Origin of the sequence: Variovorax ureilyticus (genome assembly GCF_037889935.1) — a bacterium.
Classification (GTDB): Bacteria; Pseudomonadota; Gammaproteobacteria; order Burkholderiales; family Burkholderiaceae_C; genus Variovorax; species Variovorax ureilyticus.
Map to the genome: position 1 here is coordinate 410,732 of NZ_JBBKZU010000001.1, position 18,147 is coordinate 428,878.

Sequence of the window (18,147 nt, forward strand, 5' to 3'; positions counted from 1 at the left end):
TCCACTCAGGCATGCACCAGCGTGCCTTCGTCCTCGCCCATCACGACGCGCTTGAGGGCGCCGTTCTTGAAGATCGAGAACACCTTGATCGGCAGGTTCTGGTCGCGGCACAGCGCAAAGGCCGTGGCGTCCATGATGCCGAGATTCTGCGCGATGGCCTCGTCGAAACTCAGCCGCGAATAGCGGGTCGCGCTCAGGTCTTTTTTGGGGTCCGCCGTATAGACGCCATCGACCTTGGTCGCCTTCAGCACCAGTTCGGCGCCGATCTCGGCGCCGCGCAAGGCCGCGGCCGTATCGGTGGTGAAGAACGGATTGCCGGTCCCGGCGGCGAAGATCACGACCTTGCCCTCTTCCAGGTACTGGAGTGCCTTGGGACGGACGTAGGGTTCGACGACCTGCTCGATCGCGATCGCCGACATGACGCGCGCGATCAGACCTTGCTTGTTCATCGCATCGGCGAGTGCCAGCGAGTTCATGACGGTCGCGAGCATTCCCATGTAGTCGGCCGTGGCGCGATCCATGCCGACCGAACCTCCCGCGACGCCGCGGAAGATGTTGCCGCCGCCGATGACCACGGCCACCTCGACGCCCATGTTCACGACCTCGGCAACTTCACCCACCATCCGGACGATCGTCGCGCGGTTGATGCCGAATGCATCGTCTCCCATCAACGCCTCTCCCGACAGCTTCAACAAGATTCGCTTGTGGGCCGGGCGGGTTTCTGGCATGGAGAGTTCCTTTGAAAATTGGGCGTTTGCGAGTGTATGACGTGGAATTGAAACAGCGGCGGCGCAGCGACGCGCCGCCGCTGAATGGCCTTGACTTAAGCCGCAGCCGCCTTGGCGGCCGCCACCTGGGCAGCGACTTCGGCCGCGAAGTCGTCGACCTTCTTCTCGATGCCTTCGCCGACCACATACAGCGTGAACGACTTGATCGTGGTGCCGGCAGCCTTGAGCATCTGCTCGACGGTCTGCTTGTCGTTCTTCACGAACGGCTGGTTGTGCAGCGACACTTCCTTGAGGTACTTCTGCACGCTGCCTTCGACGCGCTTGGCGACGATGTCGGCGGGCTGCGGCTGCTTGCCGGCGGCTTCGGCAGCCTTGCGGTCTTCTTCCGCCTTGCCGGCAGCGACTGCACGCTCCTTCTCGATCAGCTCGGCCGGAACGTCGGCCGACGAGATCGCCACGGGCTTCATCGCGGCCACGTGCATGGCGACGTCCTTGGCGGCGGTTGCGTCGCCTTCGAACTCGACCATCACGCCGATGCGGGTGCCATGGAGATACGTCGCCAGCTGGCCGTTGCCAGCAAAGCGCTTGAAGCGGCGGAAGGTCATGTTCTCGCCGATCTTGCCGATCAGCCCCTTGCGAACGTCTTCGAGTGTGGGGCCGAAGCTGTCCTGCTCATACGGCAGCGCGGCGAGCGCTTCCAGGTCCGCGGGATTGTGCTTGGCGACCAGCGCGGCGGCAGCATTCGCAAATGCCAGGAAGCTATCGTTCTTGGAGACGAAGTCGGTTTCGCAGTTGATCTCCACGATCGCGCCCGCGTCGCCTTCGGCATAGGCGGCGATCACGCCTTCGGCGGTGATGCGGCTCGAAGCCTTGCCCGCCTTGTTGCCCAACTTGATGCGCAGCAGCTCTTCGGCCTTTTCCATGTTGCCTTCGGCTTCGGTGAGCGCCTTCTTGCACTCCATCATCGGAGCGTCGGTCTTTGCGCGCAGCTCGGCGACCATGCTTGCGGTGATTGTTGCCATGTGTATTCTCCGTTCGGTTTGTCAGTTGCCGCCCACACGGGCGCCACGAAAATCAGATTAAAAAAAAGGGGCTTCGAGGCCCCTTCTTCAGGCTCGAACGAGCACGATTCAGGCGGAAGCGCCCTCTTCGACCTCGACGAACTCGTCGGCATTGCCTTCGGACACGGCCTTGACCACATCGCTGACGGCGTTTGCACGGCCTTCGATGATCGCGTCGGCGATGCCGCGCGCATACAGCGTGACGGCCTTCGACGAGTCGTCGTTGCCCGGGATCACGTAGTCGATGCCTTCGGGCGAGTGGTTGGAGTCCACCACGCCGATCAGCGGGATGCCCAGCTTCTTGGCCTCGGCCACGGCGATCTTGTGGAAGCCGACGTCGATCACGAAGATGGCGTCCGGCAGCGCGCCCATGTCCTGGATGCCGCCGATGTCCTTCTCGAGCTTCTCGATTTCGCGCGTGAAGGTGAGCTGCTCCTTCTTGCTCAGGCTGTCGAGGCCGGCTTCGAGCTGGGCCTTCATGTCCTTCAGGCGCTTGATCGAGGTCTTGACGGTCTTGAAGTTCGTCAGCATGCCGCCGAGCCAGCGGGTGTCGACGTAGGGAACGCCGGCGCGGCGCGCTTCGGCGGCGACGATCTCACGGGCCTGGCGCTTGGTGCCGACCATCAGGATCGTGCCGCGGTTGGCGGTGAGTTGCTTGGCGTACTTCATCGCGTCCTGGAACATCGGGAGCGACTTTTCCAGGTTGATGATGTGAATCTTGTTGCGATGGCCGAAGATGTACGGGGCCATCTTGGGGTTCCAGAAGCGGGTTTGGTGTCCGAAATGGACGCCGGCTTCCAGCATTTCGCGCATGGTGGTCGACATAGGAATAACTCCAAAGGTTGGGTCTAAAATCCAGCCCGTTTTGTGCGCCTCTCCAACGGAATTGAGACCTCACAACACCTTGATTGGGCTGGTTTGCGGATGCGCTTCACTCTGGGACACTGGGAAAACACCAGATAACGTGAGTAAAAGTACCCGGAGCGAAACCCAAAGAGTATAACACGCGCCCCTCCACCTGCCCCGCCCCTCGACATGCGCCCCGACCTGCACGCCGCACGCCACGCCCTGACGACTGGCGCATCCGACGCACGCACCGAAATGGAGCACTCCATCGCCGCGGCCGAATCGGCAGCCTGCGAGCATGTCTTCACGCGCACCTTGTTCGATGAGGCCAGGCGCGAAGCGGCAGGGGCCCGGCCGCAACTTCCCCTGGCGGGACTCGCCTTCACGGCCAAGGACCTCTTCGACGTGGCGGGCCAGCCGACACCCGCCGGCTCGGCAGTGCTGTCCCATGCACCGGCAGCGAAGACCGACGCCGTCGCGGTCGCCCGTCTTCGCGCCGCGGGCGGCGCCCTGCTGGGCAGGACGAACATGACGGAATTCGCCTTCTCGGGCGTCGGGATCAATCCCCACCACGGAACGCCAGCCAACCCCGCCGATCCGGACACGCCGCGCATTCCGGGTGGCTCTTCCTCCGGTGCCGCAGTGTCGGTTGCAACAGGCGCTGCATTCATCGGGCTGGGCTCGGATACCGGCGGTTCGATCCGCATTCCCGCTGCGCTCAACGGGATCGTGGGGTTCAAGAACACCGCACGGCTCGTTCCCACCGACGGCGCGCTCCCGCTGTCGACGACGCTCGACACGGTGTGCGCGATGACGCGGTCGGTCCGCGATGCGATCACCGCGCACGAGATCCTCTCGAACCGCCGCGTCATCGCGGGAAACGGGCCGCTGGCGACCTATCGTTTCGCGGTCTCCAGAGAACTCTTCCAGAACGAGATGGACGCCGTCGTTGCCGGCGCCTTCGAGCGGACGCTCCGAGCGCTGCGGAGAGCGGGTGCGCAGATCACCGAAATCAGCCTCCCGGCGCTTTCGGACCTGCCGGCGATCAATGCCACCGGGGGGTTCTCCGCGGCAGAGTCCTACGCCTGGCACCGCCATCTGCTGGAGCGCAGCGGCGCAGGGTACGACCCGCGCGTCGCGCAACGCATCCTCAAGGGCGCGACGATGAAGGCCCATGAGTACATCGATCTCTGCCACGCTCGCAAGGAGTGGATCGCCCGCATGGAACAGGCGCTCGCATCGTTCGACGCGGTGCTGTCGCCGACGGTGCCCGTCACGGCTCCGACCATCGCGAGCCTGGCACCGGGAGCGGAGCGCGACGAAGCGTTCTTCGGCATCAACGCCCTGCTTCTGCGCAATCCGTCCGTCGTCAACATGCTCGACGGCTGCGCCATCTCGATCCCGTGCCACGCCGACGGCGAGTTGCCTGTGGGCCTGATGATCTGGCACGCCGCGCTTCGCGACGACGGGGTGCTGGCCGCGGCGCTGCAGGCGGAGCAGGCGCTCGCCGGCCGCTGATCCGATCCGATACCGCGCCGGGCGCCCGAATCAATATCTGCAAAGTACCGAATGAAAGTAGCGATCGTGGGAGCCGGCATCATCGGCGTCACCACCGCGTGGGAACTGGCCTCCGACGGCCATGAAGTCATGGTCTTCGACCGGCGCGGTGCCGCGGCCGAGGAATCGAGTTTTGCCAACGCCGGTGTGGTCGCACCCGGCTACGTCACCCCGTGGGCGGCGCCGGGCATGCGCGGGAAGGTGCTTCGCTCGCTCCTGTCCACGCACGGTGCGGTCAAGCTGCGCTGGCCGCTGTCGTTGCGCGACGTGCGCTGGATGGCGCACTGGCAGCGCGCGTGCAAGCTCGAAACCTATCTGGCCAATCGCACGCGCCTGCAGCGGCTCGCCTTCTACAGCCGCACTCGCCTTCACGCCATCACGGAAGCTTGCGAGCTCGACTATGAGCGCAGCGACGGCTACCTGGTGCTGATGCGCTCCAAGCGCGAGAAGAAGCTGGTCCAGGCCGGGCTCGACGTGCTGCGCGCTGCCGGCACCAAGTTCCAGGAGATCGATGCCGACGAGGCCCGCAAGATCGAGCCGGCACTGAGCGCCGACACCGCACTCGCCGGCGCCATCTACCTGCCGGACGACGAGGTGGCCAACTGCCGGCAGTTCGCGCAGCTGCTCAAGTGGGAGGCCGAGGCGCTGGGCGCACAGTTTCATTTCAACTGTGAGCTCGCGCCACTGAAACGTGCGGCCCCCACGGAGATTTCGCTCGCGGCTGGCTCGGAGAGCCACCGCTTTGACGCGGTGGTGGTCTGCGCCGGCGTCGCCTCCGCGGACTTACTCAGGCCACTGGGCCTGCGCGTACCGCTGGCACCGGTCTACGGCCATTCGATCAGCGCGAACATCCGGGAGCCATTGAGCGCGCCGCGCAGTGCGGTCATGGACGAGCGCTACAAGGTCGCGATCTCCAGACTGGGGCTCCGGGTGCGCGTTGCAGGAAGCGCCGAAATCGGCGGCTCGCCGGGAACCATCAACCCGGCCTCGCTGCAGACGCTCTACAAGGTGCTCCAGGACTGGTTTCCCGGCGCGGTCACGCTTCGCTCGGGTGTGCAGCAATGGAAAGGCGCGCGCCCGATGCTGCCGGATGGGCCGCCGATCATCGGCCGCAGCGGCGTGCCGGGCGTCTGGCTGAACCTTGGCCACGGATCGAGCGGCTGGGCCCTCTCGTGCGGCAGCGCACGGGTCCTGGCAGACCTCATGCAGGACCGCGACCCGGGCATCGATCTCGAGGGCCTCGGAATGGAACGCCTGCTGCAACACTGACCCGACAGGACGCCGCATGTTTCGCATCACATCCGCCACTGCCGCCGACCTGTTCGACATCGCGGCCACCCGCCGGATCGAGGAAACGGCTGCCAAGGCACTTCCGCCCCACACGCTGATGCAGCGCGCAGGGCTGGCAGTGGCACGGTTCGCGATGGCTGTGGCGCCGCATGCGCGTGTCGTCTGGGTGGCCTGCGGACCCGGCAACAACGGCGGCGACGGCTTCGAGGCGGCCGCGCAGCTTCAGCGCCGCGGCTTCAGGACGGTGGCGACGCGCATCGGGGATGACGACCGGCTGCCGGCCGATGCACAAGCCTCGCTCCGGCGCGCACGGGAGGCGGGTGTCACCTTTGCCGAAGCGCCACCGACGCAGTACGAACTTGCGGTGGACGCCCTGCTCGGAATCGGATCCGCGCGGGCGCCTTCAGGCGCGATGCTCGACTGGCTCCGCCGCATGGCCGAGGGCACCGCGCCGGTGCTCAGCATCGATACGCCCTCTGGGCTTGACGCGGACACGGGTGCGATGGCCGCGAACTACCTGCAAGCCGACAGCGCGCAGGCCCGCCGCATCTGCCTGAGCCTGCTGACGCTCAAGCCCGGGCTTTTCTCAGCCCACGGCCGCGACGCTGCCGGCGAGGTGTGGTTCGACGATCTCGGCGTCGCAGGCATCGTCGACTCGCCGGTCGCCAGACTGCCCGGCCTTCCCGCCGCAACGCGGCGGCACCACGCCTCGCACAAGGGAAGCTACGGCGATGTCGCCGTGATCGGCGGCGCACCCGGGATGGCCGGAGCCGCCTTGCTCGCAGGCTCCGCAGCCCTCAACGCGGGTGCGGGGCGAGTGTTCGTCGCGCTGCTCGATCCCGGCGCGCCGGCACTGGATCAACTCAGGCCCGAACTCATGTTTCGTCGACCCGACACGCTGGACCTTTCGGGCATGACCGTCGTGAGCGGATGTGGAGGCGGCGCCGCGGTGGGTGAGTTGCTGCCGCACATTCTCCAGACCGCCGACGCGTTGGTTCTCGATGCGGATGCGCTCAATGGCATCGCCGCAGATCCCGCGCTGCAGAAACTGCTGAAAGCTCGCTCCGGCCTCTCGACGGTTCTGACGCCCCACCCACTCGAAGCGGCTCGGCTGCTGGGATCGAACACCGGCGAGGTTCAACGCAACAGGCTCGCCGCGGCGCAGGACCTCGCCAAGCGCTTCGGCGCGATCGTGGCGCTGAAAGGCTCCGGCACCGTGATTGCACAGCCCGACGGAACCCCGGTGATCAATGTGACCGGGAATGCACGGCTGGCGACGGCCGGCACCGGCGACGTGCTCGCCGGCATGGTGGGTGCGGCGCTCGCGGCCCGCCTCGCGCCCATGGCCGCCACCTGCGAGGCTGTCTGGCGCCACGGCGACCTCGCGGACCAGTGGCCGGAAGAGATTCCGCTCACGGCAGGCGCGCTCGCCGGCGGCTGCCTGCCTGTCGCGCGCTGAAGATCAGCCTCGGCCCACGAAGGGCATCTTGGTCGCCATCACCGTGTGGAAGAGCACGTTGGCATCCAGCGGCAGATTGGCCATGTAGAGCACCGACTGCCCGACGATCGACACATCCATGGTCGGCTCGATCGCGATCTCGCCGCTGGCCTGGGGGACCCCCTTGGTCATGCGCGCCGCCAGTTCGGTCAGTGCGTTACCCACATCGATCTGGCCCACCGCGATGTCGTGCTTGCGCCCATCCAGCGAAGCCGTCTTGGTCAGGCCTTCGACCGCGTGCTTGGTCGACGTGTAGGCCATGGAATTCGGCCGCGGCGTCGTGGCCGAGATCGATCCGTTGTTGATGATGCGTCCGCCGCGCGGCGTCTGCGAGCGCATCGTGCGGAAGGCCTGCTGGATACAATAGAACATCCCGTTCAGGTTGATGTCGACAACGCCGCGCCATTGCTCCGGCGTCCAGTCCTCGAACGGTCCCGGCGGGTTGCCTACGCCGGCGTTGTTGAACAGCAGATCGACCCGGCCGAAGCGCTCCACCGCCGCCGCGAACAACGCCTGCACCGACTCGGCGTTGGCCACGTCGGTCGACACCGCGAACGCTCGCGCGCCTGCGCCCGACTCCGCTGCCACCTGCTCCAGCGGCTCGAGGCGCCGGCCGGCCAGCACGACGCTCCACCCATCGCCAAGCAACGCCAGTGCAGCCGCTTTTCCAATGCCGCTGCCCGCGCCCGTGACGATCGCGATCCGGCTCTTCTTTTCAACACTCATTCAAATCTCCTTGGGTCAACGGCGCGTCTTGCGCCCTTTCATCTTGTTGGCCGCCTTCTTGACCGCGGTCTTGAAGGCCTGCATCGCCGATTTTGGCGCGCGTTCGCTTCGCTCGACGGCTTCGGGCTTCTTGCGCGCGCCGCGCTTGGCGGAGGCCTTCACGGGCACCCCGCCCGGCGCCACACCCTTGTCCTTCATCGCGCGCGTCCCGAGTTCCTCTCCTTCGCGCACCAACCGGAAATCGATCTTGCGGCCGTCCAGGTCGACACGGCTGACCTGCACGCGCACGCGCGTACCGATCGCGTAGCGGATCCCGGTGCGCTCGCCGCGCAGTTCCTGGCGCTGCTCGTCGAACTTGAAGTACTCGCCGCCGAGTTCGGTGATGTGCACGAGGCCTTCGACGTACATCGCATCGAGCGTGACGAAGATGCCGAACGTGGTGGCCGCAGTCACCACGCCGCCGTATTCCTCGCCGAGATGCTCACGCATGTACTTGCACTTCAGCCAGGCTTCCACATCGCGGCTGGCCTCGTCGGCACGACGCTCGTTGGCGCTGCAGTGCAGGCCGGCGGCTTCCCAGGCCTGCACTTCCCTGCTCGGCGCGACGCTGGCCTTCTGCGGCTTGGCGCTCGGCGACTTCACACGAGAAGCCAGGCGCTTCGCGAGCTTGGCATGCGCCTCGCCCGGGGTCGGCAGCATCGGCAACTGGTACTTGGTGCGGCCGAGGATGGCCTTGATCACGCGATGCACCAGCAGGTCCGGATAACGCCGGATCGGGCTCGTGAAATGCGTGTACGCCTCATAGGCGAGTCCGAAATGACCGCTGTTGATCGGCGTGTAGATCGCCTGCTGCATCGAGCGCAGCAGCATCGTGTGGATCTGCTGCGCATCCGGTCGCTCCTTGGTCGCATCGGCGATGGCCTGGAACTCGCCGGGCTTCGGATCGTCGGTGATCGAGAGACCGACGCCCATCGCCTTGAGGTAGCCGCGGAGGATCTCCTTCTTCTCCGGCGTGGGCCCTTCGTGCACGCGGTACAGCCCCGGGTGCTTGCCTTCGGCGATGAAGTCCGCGCTGCAGACGTTGGCCGCGAGCATGGCTTCTTCGATCAGGCGATGCGCCTCATTGCGCGTGCGCGGCACGATCTTCTCGATGCGCCCCGCCTCGTCGCAGATGATCTGCGTCTCGGTCGTCTCGAAGTCCACCGCGCCGCGCTTCGAACGCTGGCTCAGAAGCGCGCGATACACGTCGTGCAGATTGAGCAGGTCCTGGATGCGGTCCTTGCGCTTCTGTGCCTCGGGTCCGCGCGTGTTGCCGAGAATCGCTGCGACCTCGGTGTAGGTGAAACGCGCATGGCTCCACATGACCGCGGGATAGAACTGGTAGGCGTAGATCTCGCCATCGGCCGCCACGAGCATGTCGCACACCATGCACAGCCGCTCGACTTCGGGGTTGAGCGAGCACAGCCCGTTCGACAACTTCTCCGGCAGCATCGGGATCACACGGCGCGGGAAGTACACGCTGGTCGCGCGATCGTAGGCATCGATGTCGATGGCCGATCCGGTCTGCACATACGCGCTCACGTCGGCAATCGCCACCAGCAGGCGCCAGCCCTTGCCACGGCCGACCTTGGCGGGCTCGCAATACACCGCATCGTCGAAGTCGCGCGCGTCCTCGCCGTCGATGGTGACCAATGGAATGTCGGTGAGATCGATGCGGCCCTTCTTGTCGGCGGGTCGGACCTTGTCGGGCAGCGCCTTCGCTTCAGCGAGGCACGCTTCGGAGAACTCGTGCGGCACGCCGTACTTGCGAACCGCGATCTCGATCTCCATGCCAGGGTCGTCGATCTCTCCGAGCACCTCCTTCACGCGACCCACGGGTTGCCCGAAGAGCGCAGGCGGCTCGGTCAGTTGCACGACCACGACCTGCCCGACCTTCGCGGTGCCGGTCGCGCCCTTTGGGATCAGCACGTCCTGCCCGTAGCGCTTGTCCTCCGGTGCCACGAGCCACACGCCGCCTTCGTGCAGAAGACGGCCGATGATGGGTTGCTCGGGCCGCTCGAGGATCTCGACCACGCGGCCCTCGGGACGACCACGTCGATCGAGCCGCACCACACGCGCCTTGACGCGGTCCTTGTGCAGGACCGCGCGCATCTCGTTCGGGGGCAGATAGATGTCGCTTTCACCGTCGTCGCGTTGCACGAAACCGTGTCCATCGCGATGTCCGAGCACTGTCCCTTCAAATTCATCCAGCAGTCCGCCGGAATGGCCAAAATTTTTGATATGATCTCCTTCTTTCCTGAAATTCAAAACATAACTGCTTCGGCAGATATGTGGGCCCAGATGGCGGAATTGGTAGACGCACTAGTTTCAGGTACTAGCGAGTAACATCGTGGAGGTTCGAGTCCTCTTCTGGGCACCAAGTTTAAATAAACCCCATCCGGGTTTTTCGATTCAAGCCACCGGTCTCCGGTGGCTTTTTTCTTGGCCGTATCAGGCATCAAATCGGCAGCGCGATCAGGTCGTGCCCCTCTGCACCCACGATGCGTGCTCGGGTGAACTCACCGACCTTCATCGTCTTGCTGATCTTCTCCGGGGGCAGCAGCCGCACGGTGCCGTCGATCTCAGGCGCATCGGCGTAGCTGCGGCCGACCCCGCCCTTGCGGCCCATCGCGGGCGCTGAATCCACCAGGACCTGCATCGTGGCGCCGACGCGCCTTTGCAGCTTGGCGATGGAGACCGCCTCGGCGACCTCCATGAAGCGCGCGCGCCGCGCCTCTCTCTCCGCTTCAGGCAGCATGCCCGGAATGTCGTTGGCAGCGGCGCCGGCCACCGGGCTGTAGGCGAAGCAACCGGCACGATCGATCTCCGCTTCGCGAATGAAGTCGAGCAAGTGCTCGAACTCTTCCTCGGTCTCTCCGGGAAAGCCGGCAATGAACGTGCTGCGAATCACGAGTTCCGGGCAGACCTCTCGCCAACGCGCGATGCGCTCGAGGTTCTTCTCGCCACTGGCCGGCCTCTTCATGCGACGCAGAACATCGGGATGACTGTGCTGCAACGGCACGTCGAGGTACGGCAGAACCTTGCCTTCGGCCATCAACGGAATGATCTCGTCGACGCTGGGGTACGGATAGACGTAGTGCAGCCGAACCCACGCACCATAGGGCGCGGCGATCTCGCCGAGCGTGCGCACGAGGTCGAGCATCCGCGTCTTGACCGGCTTTCCGTCCCAGAAGCCCGTCCGGTACTTCACGTCGACGCCGTAGGCCGAGGTGTCCTGGCTGATCACCAGGAGTTCCTTGACGCCGCCTTCGAACAAGGCCTTGGCCTCCGACAGCACATCGCCCACCGGACGCGACACGAGGTCGCCCCGCATCGACGGGATGATGCAGAAGGTGCAGCGGTGATTGCAGCCCTCGCTGATCTTGAGATAAGCGTAATGGCGCGGCGTGAGCTTCAGGCCCGCGACGCCGAAGGCCTGAGGGACCAGGTCGATGAACGGATCGTGCGGTTTCGGCAGGTTCGCGTGGACCGCGTCCATCACCTCCTGCGTCGCATGGGGGCCAGTCACGGCCAGCACGCTCGGATGCATCTCGCGCACCAGGTTGCCGCCCTGCTCGCCCGTCTTCGCGCCGAGGCAGCCGGTGACGATCACACGGCCGTTCTCCGAAAGGGCCTCGCCGATCGTGTCGAGGCTTTCCTTGACGGCATCGTCGATGAAGCCGCAGGTGTTCACGATGACGAGGTCGGCGCCCTCGAAGGTCTTCGAGGTCTGGTAGCCCTCGGCGCTCAGTTGGGTCAGGATGAGTTCGGAATCAGTCAACGCCTTGGGGCAGCCAAGGCTCACAAAGCCGATCTTGGGGGCAGTCGGCAGGGTCGTTCTATCGGGGGAGGCTACTTCGCTCATATCCCCGTATTGTCCCAGCTATCGGCCGGCACGCGGCATTCAGGGGCGCTTAATACCGAATGCGCCCAGGACCTGCTCGGTGTTCTTCTGCATCTGCTCCTGCATCTGCAGGAAGACGTTCTTGGATTGCTCGACGTAGTTGCCCATCAGCCCCTGCAGCACCGGCGACTGAAGCGACATGAATCGGGCCCACATCTCAGGCGTCAAGCTCTCGGCCTTTTCAGCGAGTTGGGCCTGCACCTCGGCCATGGCCTGAATGTTCTTTTCGAGATACGGGCCCATGTAGCCCTGCATGGCATGGCCGTAGAACCGGATGATGCTGGCAAGGACCTGCTCGGTGAACATCGGCGCGCCGCCGGCCTCCTCTTCGAGAATGACCTGCAGCAGGATGCTGCGCGTCAGATCGTCGCCGCTCTTGGCATCGCGCACGACGAAGGACTCCTTGTTCATGACGAGCTGCTTCACCTCGGCGAGCGTGATGTAGCTGGAGGTTTCCGTGTCGTAGAGCCTTCGGTTCGGATACTTCTTGATCACCCGCTGGACCGGCTTGACACCGGACTTCTTGCTCTGCACTAGGGACTCCTTCGAATTTCGCATCAGGGCGTGCAAACGATTCTAGGGAGCGGCCAGATTGCGCCGCGCCAAGGTTTACCCTGACCGAAAAGAAAGGCGTCAGTCCAGCGATGTCGCGTATTCGGCGCCGCAAATCTTGCACGCGCCGGTCTCGGGGCGCTCGTCCGTCGCCTCCCGGTATTGCAGCGGGCTCTTGATGCCGTTGAACACCCAGCAACGCGGACAGTGCTCCTGTCCCGCGACTGGCAGATAGGCGCGAGCGCGCTGCTCGGCCCGCTCGCGGGTGACCGGCGTGCCCTGCCGAAGGGTGCGCGCCACTTCTTCGGCCGCCATGGTGCCGGCACGGCCGTTGGCCCGATCATTGAGCCCGTAGACCACCCGAGCGAATTCGAGCGGTGCCTGCCGCACCAGCGCCGCGATGCGAAGTTCTTCTAGCGTTGGATCGATCTCGGCGGCGGGGGTGTTCATCTGTTCCCTGGAGTCGAGTGCATTGAGGTGACGAGCGGGCAAGTTACCACAACTGATGCCGCAGCCACCAGTCGCCCGAAGGCCATAGACCAATAAGCGATCCGGACCGGTGAATCGGGAATCGAAAAAGGAGAGCGGGAGAGGAACTTGATCAGTCTTGCGTCTGGTGGTTAATCAGACTTGACCAAGTGAATTGGTAGGCGCGATTGGACTCGAACCAACGACCCCCACCATGTCAAGGTGGTGCTCTAACCAGCTGAGCTACGCGCCTGTGTGTATTCGAGAGATGAGAGTATAGCAGGCTTTTTCGAGCCTCTTTTCACCGACGTCGCACGGAACGCACACTGACCACCGAAGCAACCACCTTGAGCACTTGCGTAAGCCGCGCGGCATCGGCGATCTCGACGGTGAAGGTCATCCACGCGGTTCCCTTGACGGACTGCGTCTGCACGCCGATCACATTCATCTTCTCGCGCGCGAACACATCGGAGATATCGCGCAGCAAGCCTTGCCGATCCGCCGCTTCGATCGCCACATCGACCGCATAGACCGAGGCGCCATCACCCTTCTGCACGCCCCACTCGACATCGATCACGCGTTCCGCGTTCTGGCTCGCCATCGACCTGAAGTTGCTGCAGTTGGCGCGGTGGATGCTCACGCCGTGGCCCTTCGTGACGAAGCCGCGGATCGCATCGGGCGGCGCCGGCTTGCAGCACTTGGCGAGTTGCGTCATCAGCGAAGACACACCGACCACCAGCACGCCGCCGCGCCCGGCCTGTTCGCTGCCGCGCGCCTTCTTGATGACAACACCATCGTCCGGCCCCGCAGGCGGCTCGGGAGGACGCAACAACAGCTCGATGTTGCGCAGCGAAAACTCGTCCTTGCCGACGACCTCGAACAGGTTGTCCGCAGACCTGAAGCCGAGTTGGGACGCGAGGTCGTCCAGCTTCAGCGCCGTCTTTCCTTCGCGCTGGAGAAGCCGTTCGACCGCCTCGCGCCCGCGCGCCACCGTCTCGTGCGTGATCTGCGCGTTGAACCAGGCCCGGACCTTCGCGCGCGCCCGATGACTCGCGAGATAGCCCAACTCCGCGTTGAGCCAGTCGCGCGAGGGACCGCCCTCCTTCGCCGCGATGATCTCGACCGTCTGGCCGTTCTGCAGCGGCGTGTTCAGCGGCACCATCACGCCGTCGACGCGTGCACCGCGGCAGCGATGGCCGAGGCTTGTGTGAACCGTGTACGCGAAGTCGACCGCCGTCGCGCCCTGCGGCAACTCGACGATCGCGGCATCGGGCGTCAGCACGTAGATGCGGTCGTCGAAGAGTCCCTGCCCCTGCTGGCCGCCGGACAGATCGCGTTCCCAGGCAAGGAGCTGCCTGAGCACTGCGATCTTCGCGTCGTACTCACCCGTCGCCCACACGCCGGCATAGCCTTTCTGGCCGGCTTCCTTGTAGGCCCAATGCGCCGCCACGCCGTGCTCGGCATGGTCGTGCATTTCCTCGGTGCGGATCTGGATTTCGATCGGCTTGCCCGCACGGCCATCGATCAGATCGCGCACCACCGTGTGCAGCGACTGATAGCCGTTGGGCTTGGGCCGCGCGATGTAGTCGTCGAACTCCGCATCGATCGGCTGGAAGTGCGAGTGCACCCATGCAAGTGCCGCATAGCAATCCTTGACGTCGCCGACGATCACGCGCAGCGCCATGATGTCGAAGACTTGCTCGAAGTCGAGCGACTTGCCGCGCATCTTCTTGACGATGCTGTAGATGTTCTTAGGCCGGCCCTGCACCTTCGCCTTGATGCCCTCGGTGGCCAGATCGCGCTCGAGGCGCGTGCGCAACTGCTCGACGTAGCTCTCGCGCTCGATGCGCTTCTCTTCGAGGAGGCGTGCGATGAGCTTGTAGGTCTCCGGCTCGAGGAATCGGAACGAGAGATCCTCGATCTCCCACTTCACCTGCCAGATGCCCAGTCGGTTCGCGAGCGGCGCGAACACCTGGAGCGATTCGCGCGCGACGTTCTCGGGCGGCGGCTTCTTGGATGCCGCCGCATAGCGCAGCGTCTGGAGCCTCGATGCCAGCCGGAGCATGACCACGCGCAGATCGCGCGAGAAGGCCAGCAGCATCTTGCGCACGTTCTCCGTCTGCGTGCCCGCGCTGTCGCTCAGATGGCCGCTGGCCGTGGCCGAACGCGCCTGCTTCTGGACATACACCAGCTTGGTCGTTTCGACGGCGAGCGCTGCGAAGTTGTCGCCGAAGACCTTCGCGATGACTTCCTGCGGGCGGTTCAGATGCTGGCACGAGTAGACAAGGTAACTGGCTGCCTGCATCGCCTCGGAGCCGCCCATCGACGCGACGATGTGAGCGACGGCATCGGCATGCGCCAGCGTGTTCTCACCCGTGTCCAGCGTCTCGTCGGCGATTAGCGGCTCGGCGAAGGCGCGTGCGCGCGCGAGCATGTTCTCCATCACCGGCGTCCGCTCCGCGGTCGCGGCGGACAACGGATAGTCGACCACGATCGATTCCGGCGTGGATGGCGCCTGCAGGCTGGATTGCTCGCGCTTCACGGTGTCGACCGCCGGAAATTCGACCGCCTTGCCAGCCGGCAAGCCTCACGGAGGGCGTGATGAAAGGCTGGCGCGGTCATGTCGAAAGCGAAGTCGCGATGAAGATAATGGTCTCGTTGCATCCTACTTCAACCGGAGTTCACCATCATGCTCAAAGGCAAAACCGCGCTCGTCACGGGGTCCACCAGTGGCATCGGCCTTGGAATCGCCAAGGCCCTTGCACAACAAGGCGCAAACATCGTTCTCAATGGCTTCGGCGATTCCGAACAGCCGCGCGCTGAAATCGCCTCGATGGGCGTCAAGGTCGAGTACCACGGCGCCGACATGAGCAAGCCCGACCAGATCGCGGACATGATGAAGTTCGCCGCCTCGAAATTCGACCGCGTGGACGTGCTCGTGAACAACGCCGGCATCCAGCACGTCGCGAACGTCGAGGACTTTCCGCCGGAGCGCTGGGACGCCGTCATCGCGATCAACCTCACGAGCGCGTTCCACACCACCCGTCTTGCCATTCCGGCGATGCGCCAGGCCAACTGGGGCCGGGTCATCAACATCGCGTCGGCGCACGGGCTCGTCGCTTCGGCGCAGAAGTCCGCCTACGTCGCGGCCAAGCACGGCATCGTCGGGTTCACGAAGACGGTCGCACTCGAAACCGCAACCACCGGCGTGACCTGCAACGCCATCTGCCCCGGCTGGGTGCTGACGCCGCTGGTGCAGAAGCAGATCGACGACCGCGCGGCACGCGAAGGCATAGCGGTCGCGCAGGCCCAGAAGGAACTGCTCGGCGAAAAGCAGCCCTCGCTGCAGTTCACCACGGTCGATCAACTCGGCGGACTGGCCGTGTTCCTCTGCTCGCCGGCAGCCGATCAGGTCCGCGGTGTGGCCTGGCAGGTCGACGGCGGCTGGACCGCCCAGTAAGCGTGCGCTTGCGGTCCGGCTACTTCAGCTGGACCGACCCGGAGACGTTCACCACCACGCTGGTCTTGCCCGCCTCGATCGGCACCGGTGCGTCCGATGCCGAGGCGGCCTTGGCCATCTCCATCGCCATCACGCGCGGCTGGATCGGCCCGCCGAGGTGCGAATTGACCGCCACCTCGCGCAGCGTGTAGCCGGCAAAACCGAGCCGCTTGGCCAGTTCGTCGGCCCGCTGCTTGAAGTTGTCGATCGCCTGCCCCTGGGCTTCGGACTCGACCCTGGCCTGCTGTTCGCGGCTCAGGCTGAACCCGACGTTGCGGATCGTGAGGGTCGAAATCCGGCCCGCCGTCTGGGCGATGCGCGGGAAATCCCGGCCTTCGAGAATCAGGTCGGCAGTGCCTTGCCAGCCGGTGAGCTTGCCGTCGCGGCTGCGGCGCGGCGACATCGTGAAATTGCCCGTTTGCACTTCGAGCTGCCCCGCCTGCGCGCTCTTGCGCGCCTCCACAAGCGCGGCATCGAGCGCCGACTTGAGCTGTGCCTGCACGGCGCTCGCATCCGTGCCGTCGCGAGTCGTCGAGAGCGTCATGCTCAGTTGATCCTGCTGGACTTCCACCGTGGCATTGGCCGACAACTGCAGCACGTTCTGCGGCGAGGGAAGCGTGACGGCCTGCGACCAGGCGGCCGAAGCCCCCATCAGGACGGCACCGGCCGCCAACCATTTGGCTTTGTTCAAACTGAATCCTCCGGCTTGAAAGACAAGGCGCCCGTTCGGGCGCCGCTCACGGGCGCGACTTGCCCAGCGCCACGCCCTTGAAGCCAGGCGCAGGAACCATGCGCTCGGCCGGCATGGATTCTGGAGGAAGCAGCCGCGGCGCCGACTGTTGTCGTACCTGTTGACGCAATTCCGCCAGTTCGGCAGGCGTCAGCCTGCGGCCCGCGATCGCCTCGCCCTGCTTGGCCTCGGCGCGGGTGGCCGCACGGTGGGCTTCGACCGCATCGCGCAAGCTGCGTTGCTGGGTCGCGCCGGTGGGGAAGTAGCCGACGGGTCCTGCACCGGCCGGAAGGGCAAGCGACGCGCAGGCGAGAACCAAGGACAGTGCAAATTTGTTGCTATTCATAACGACTGTGAGACAGCAACAGCAACTTTGCCATCCCAAGGCAATGCGTGAACGTCCTACGCGCTAACGGCCGCAAGTTTTGTAACTTAGTGTCAAACAAATACCTAAAGCGACGCATCGGCCGCGCAACACCCTCAAAATTGGCGTTGTTACAAATTCACCGTTGTAAAAATGAATCAAACTCCAGCTCGCACTGACAAGATCGTGATCGTCGATGACGACGCCCGCATCCGCGACCTGCTGCGCCGCTACCTCACCCAGGAGGGATTCGAGGTCATCGTGGCCGAAGACGGCAAGGCACTGAACAGGATCCTGCTTCGCGACACGGTCGACCTGATCGTTCTCGACCTGATGATGCCCGGCGAGGACGGCCTCTCGGTCTGCCGCCGGCTGCGCGCAGCCAACGACCGCACCCCGATCATCATGCTGACCGCCAAGGGCGAGGACGTCGACCGCATCGTCGGTCTCGAGGTGGGCGCCGACGACTACCTCGGCAAGCCCTTCAACCCGCGCGAACTGCTCGCCCGCGTCCACGCGGTGCTGCGCCGCCGTCCGCCGCTCGAGGCGCCCGGCGCTCCCTCCACCGACAACGAGACCGTCAACTTCGGCCCGTTCAGCTTCGACCTCGGCTCGCGCACGCTCAAGAAGGACGGCGAAGAGCTGTCGCTCACCACCGGCGAATTCGCGATGCTGAAGGCCCTGGTGCGCCATCCGCGCCAGCCGCTCTCGCGGGAAAAGCTCGCGCAGCTCGCTCGGGGCCGCGAATTCGAGCCCTTCGACCGCAGCCTGGACGTGCAGATCTCGCGCCTGCGCAAATTGGTCGAATCCGACGCCGCGGCGCCGCGCTACATCCAGACGGTCTGGGGCGTCGGCTACGTGTTCGTGCCGGACGGCACGACGTGA

At 65.2% G+C, this 18,147-nt stretch carries 16 protein-coding genes and 2 tRNA genes; 6 read left to right on the forward strand and 12 right to left on the reverse strand.

What is annotated here, in order from left to right; translation table 11 throughout:
- Positions 1-5 precede the first annotated feature (5 nt).
- The 3 genes from pyrH to rpsB form a co-directional block, all read right to left on the reverse strand.
- A complete protein-coding gene (pyrH, locus tag WKW77_RS02035) occupies positions 6-728 on the reverse strand; it encodes a UMP kinase (RefSeq protein WP_088956818.1) in 723 nt (240 codons plus the stop codon).
- 95 nt (positions 729-823) lie between these two features.
- Positions 824-1,750 carry a translation elongation factor Ts gene (tsf, locus tag WKW77_RS02040; RefSeq protein WP_340355152.1) on the reverse strand — a complete coding sequence of 309 codons (927 nt, stop codon included), beginning with the start codon at positions 1,748-1,750 and terminating at the stop codon, positions 824-826.
- 108 nt (positions 1,751-1,858) lie between these two features.
- Positions 1,859-2,614 (reverse strand): 30S ribosomal protein S2, encoded by a 756-nt coding sequence (gene rpsB / locus WKW77_RS02045; RefSeq protein WP_184522800.1) that lies wholly within the window; start codon positions 2,612-2,614, stop codon positions 1,859-1,861.
- 210 nt (positions 2,615-2,824) lie between these two features.
- On the opposite strand from rpsB, the gene WKW77_RS02050 reads away from it, so the two are divergent.
- From WKW77_RS02050 to WKW77_RS02060, 3 genes are read left to right on the forward strand one after another with little or no spacing between them, the layout of a single operon-like run.
- Complete coding sequence (locus WKW77_RS02050; protein ID WP_340355153.1) at positions 2,825-4,153, forward strand: amidase; 1,329 nt, start codon at positions 2,825-2,827, stop codon at positions 4,151-4,153.
- A 51-nt stretch (positions 4,154-4,204) separates the two neighbouring features.
- A complete protein-coding gene (locus tag WKW77_RS02055) occupies positions 4,205-5,461 on the forward strand; it encodes a D-amino acid dehydrogenase (RefSeq protein ID WP_340355154.1) in 1,257 nt (418 codons plus the stop codon).
- Between the two features lie 16 nt (positions 5,462-5,477).
- Entirely contained in the window at positions 5,478-6,941 is a 1,464-nt protein-coding gene (locus WKW77_RS02060) for an NAD(P)H-hydrate dehydratase (protein WP_340355155.1), read from the forward strand.
- Between the two features lie 3 nt (positions 6,942-6,944).
- Here the strand turns inward: WKW77_RS02060 and WKW77_RS02065 are convergent, their stop codons facing one another.
- Positions 6,945-7,706, reverse strand: a complete 762-nt coding sequence (locus WKW77_RS02065) for an SDR family oxidoreductase (protein ID WP_340355156.1) — start codon at positions 7,704-7,706, stop codon at positions 6,945-6,947.
- 15 nt (positions 7,707-7,721) lie between these two features.
- The gene (gene rnr / locus WKW77_RS02070; protein WP_340355586.1) at positions 7,722-9,959 is read right to left on the reverse strand and encodes a ribonuclease R; all 2,238 of its coding nucleotides are present in this window, start codon (positions 9,957-9,959) and stop codon (positions 7,722-7,724) included.
- An 81-nt stretch (positions 9,960-10,040) separates the two neighbouring features.
- On the opposite strand from rnr, the gene WKW77_RS02075 reads away from it, so the two are divergent.
- Positions 10,041-10,125, forward strand: a tRNA-Leu gene (locus WKW77_RS02075).
- A 78-nt stretch (positions 10,126-10,203) separates the two neighbouring features.
- Here WKW77_RS02075 and rimO read toward each other — a convergent pair.
- The 5 genes from rimO to WKW77_RS02100 form a co-directional block, all read right to left on the reverse strand.
- Positions 10,204-11,610 carry a 30S ribosomal protein S12 methylthiotransferase RimO gene (gene rimO / locus WKW77_RS02080; protein WP_340355157.1) on the reverse strand — a complete coding sequence of 469 codons (1,407 nt, stop codon included), beginning with the start codon at positions 11,608-11,610 and terminating at the stop codon, positions 10,204-10,206.
- A gap of 39 nt (positions 11,611-11,649) precedes the next feature.
- Complete coding sequence (gene phaR / locus WKW77_RS02085; RefSeq protein WP_340355158.1) at positions 11,650-12,207, reverse strand: polyhydroxyalkanoate synthesis repressor PhaR; 558 nt, start codon at positions 12,205-12,207, stop codon at positions 11,650-11,652.
- Positions 12,208-12,282: 75 nt separating this feature from the next.
- A complete protein-coding gene (locus WKW77_RS02090; protein ID WP_340355159.1) occupies positions 12,283-12,651 on the reverse strand; it encodes a hypothetical protein in 369 nt (122 codons plus the stop codon).
- A gap of 194 nt (positions 12,652-12,845) precedes the next feature.
- Positions 12,846-12,922, reverse strand: a tRNA-Val gene (locus WKW77_RS02095).
- Positions 12,923-12,970: 48 nt separating this feature from the next.
- A complete protein-coding gene (locus WKW77_RS02100) occupies positions 12,971-15,211 on the reverse strand; it encodes a RelA/SpoT family protein (RefSeq protein WP_340355587.1) in 2,241 nt (746 codons plus the stop codon).
- Positions 15,212-15,358: 147 nt separating this feature from the next.
- On the opposite strand from WKW77_RS02100, the gene WKW77_RS02105 reads away from it, so the two are divergent.
- Positions 15,359-16,129: a 3-hydroxybutyrate dehydrogenase gene (locus WKW77_RS02105; RefSeq protein WP_340355160.1), complete on the forward strand. Its 771-nt coding sequence runs from the start codon at positions 15,359-15,361 to the stop codon at positions 16,127-16,129.
- Between the two features lie 19 nt (positions 16,130-16,148).
- On the opposite strand, the gene WKW77_RS02110 is transcribed toward WKW77_RS02105, so the two are convergent.
- Together WKW77_RS02110 and WKW77_RS02115 are read right to left on the reverse strand one after the other, a co-directional pair.
- Entirely contained in the window at positions 16,149-16,820 is a 672-nt protein-coding gene (locus tag WKW77_RS02110) for an SIMPL domain-containing protein (protein ID WP_340355588.1), read from the reverse strand.
- 85 nt (positions 16,821-16,905) lie between these two features.
- Positions 16,906-17,244 carry a hypothetical protein gene (locus WKW77_RS02115; RefSeq protein WP_340355161.1) on the reverse strand — a complete coding sequence of 113 codons (339 nt, stop codon included), beginning with the start codon at positions 17,242-17,244 and terminating at the stop codon, positions 16,906-16,908.
- 171 nt (positions 17,245-17,415) lie between these two features.
- Here WKW77_RS02115 and ompR point away from each other — a divergent pair, with 171 nt between their 5' ends.
- Positions 17,416-18,147: an osmolarity response regulator transcription factor OmpR gene (gene ompR / locus WKW77_RS02120; protein ID WP_088956805.1), complete on the forward strand. Its 732-nt coding sequence runs from the start codon at positions 17,416-17,418 to the stop codon at positions 18,145-18,147.